This window comes from Clostridium sp., from assembly GCF_030532265.1.
Taxonomy (GTDB): domain Bacteria; phylum Bacillota; class Clostridia; order Clostridiales; family Clostridiaceae; genus Clostridium.
The window spans coordinates 1-328 of the sequence record NZ_JAUNLM010000057.1 but is presented as its reverse complement, the minus strand read 5'-3'; the positions used below and the strand labels follow the sequence as shown (position 1 = coordinate 328).

The 328-nt window shown below is 23.8% G+C and carries 1 protein-coding gene; it reads left to right on the top strand.

The annotated features are described in order from the left end of the window. Positions 1 to 328: DUF4214 domain-containing protein (locus Q4E08_RS10200; RefSeq protein ID WP_303130721.1), on the top strand; the 328-nt coding region annotated here is incomplete at both ends.

Genomic DNA, 328 nt, shown 5'->3' with positions numbered 1-328 from the left:
ATGTTTTAGAAATTATGATAAATAGTGATGAATTTAAATCTAAAAATTATACTAATGAACAGGTTATTAAATGCATGTTTCAAGGTGTTTTAGGAAGAGAAGCTGATGAAGCAGGCTTAAATTATTGGTTAAATCAATTGATTAGTGGAAAAAGTACCAAATATATATTAAATGAAATTTTAAATTCTAATGAATTTTTTGGTAAATTAAATGAAATAGGCATAAAAAATAAAGGTAATATAGCTTTAACTGATAAGGATATAATTAGTACTATTGCAAAGGCTAGAATAATTGATGAACCAATGAATTTAAGAGATAAACCAAGTCA